This is a genomic window from Streptomyces sp. NPDC002130, from assembly GCF_040296465.1.
GTDB lineage: Bacteria > Actinomycetota > Actinomycetes > Streptomycetales > Streptomycetaceae > Streptomyces.
On the sequence record NZ_JBEOXI010000926.1, the window covers coordinates 1 to 1,307 of the forward strand.

General features: G+C 61.8%; 2 protein-coding genes and 1 pseudogene. All 3 read left to right on the plus strand.

Going from position 1 to position 1,307, the window contains the following annotated elements:
- Nucleotides 1-535: pseudogene (locus tag ABT116_RS47050) on the plus strand (hypothetical protein); the annotation flags it as partial.
- Between the two features lie 27 nt (nucleotides 536-562).
- Nucleotides 563-694 (plus strand): putative transporter small subunit, encoded by a 132-nt coding sequence (locus ABT116_RS47055; protein ID WP_003941363.1) that lies wholly within the window; start codon nucleotides 563-565, stop codon nucleotides 692-694.
- A 103-nt stretch (nucleotides 695-797) separates the two neighbouring features.
- A partial coding sequence (locus tag ABT116_RS47060) for a MarR family winged helix-turn-helix transcriptional regulator (RefSeq protein ID WP_351647502.1) occupies nucleotides 798-1,307 on the plus strand: 510 nt, incomplete at its 3' end.

The window sequence follows — 1,307 nt, forward strand, 5'->3', positions numbered from 1 at the left end:
GGTTCACGTGGTGCACGCCGCCGCCGGGCGCCGGGGAGAGCGCGGCGGCCACCACCGCGCGGCCCAGGGTGTCGACGTCGATCATCGACTGGTGTTCCCGGTTATCGCGAGCTTCTATTGGGGAAAGGTCACCAACAAAGCCTTCACTGTGTCGGTGCTGGTGGCCCTTGCTGCCTTCTTGCCCGTCCGATTCAGTTGGGTGCCGATGGATGGGATGTTCGGGATACTCTCCGACATCGTTGCCGTTGTCGGTATCGGAGTGGTGCTGGGGCTCATGACATTTGGATTCTTCGGTCTGAAGGTTGCGCAGATCGTCGGCGGCCTGGCGATCGTGCTGTCCGCGCCGTTCGCAATCGGCTTCCTGCACGATTACCCAACGCTCAGCGGATCTTTGGTGGCCTATGCCGTCAGTACCGTCGTGTGCTTTGCGATGTCCGTCAATCAGCGTGAGACGTTCGATTTCGAACTGATCAAGCAGCGGACGGGAGACTTCGACGAGGACGAGTTTCCTGCCGTGGGAGCGTCCGGAAAGTAACCGTCGAGACAAGTGGAAGGAATACGGATGAGTACTGCTCTACTGACCATTTACGTTCTGATCTGGCCGGCGTTGGTTTTGGTCGTGCTGGGAGTTATCAGCAAGGGATTCTTCAAGGACTGGGCAACTGCTCGCCGCAACGGTGAGGATCTCGTCTAACCTTTCACGCCGCCACCGACGGACTTCTTGTCGGTGGCGGCGGTCATATTGCAATCGGGACTAGGGGCAGCGTTATAGTTGCGCAGTGCAACACGACGGAGCAATGGCGCTCACCGGTCCACCAGCCGTTCATGACGAGCTGGTGCACCTGACGCGGCAGCTGATGACGGGGGATCGGCATTCCGATGACCACCCGTCGATCGCGCAGCATTCCTTCCTCTCCTTCATCGGCCGCAACGACGGCTGCAAGGCCACGGAGATCTCCGAAGTCTTCGGCGTCAACCGCTCGACCATCTCGCGCCAAGTTCGCGGCTGCATCGAGGCAGGCTGGGTGTATGTCGATCCGGGATCCGTTCGACAGGGCAATCCGCTGCACCTCACCGAGGCGGGCCGCAAATACCTCGACGCCGCCGACGCGCGTCGGCTCGACCAAGTCGCCGGCAGGCTGCACGATTGGACCGAGTCCGAGGTCGCAGACTTCGCCCGCGCACTCCACCGCTTCAGAATCAGCATCGAATCGCAGACCAACGGAGATGACACCACGCCTGTACGGCGATCAGGGCGCGGCTCGTCCACACCCCGCCCTGCCACAGGCGCCGGGCCAGGTAGATCC

Coding starts and splice junctions, on each gene's coding strand:
- ABT116_RS47055 (WP_003941363.1), top strand. CDS start 563: ATGAGTACTGCTCTACTGACCATTTACGTTCTGATCTGGCCGGCGTTG.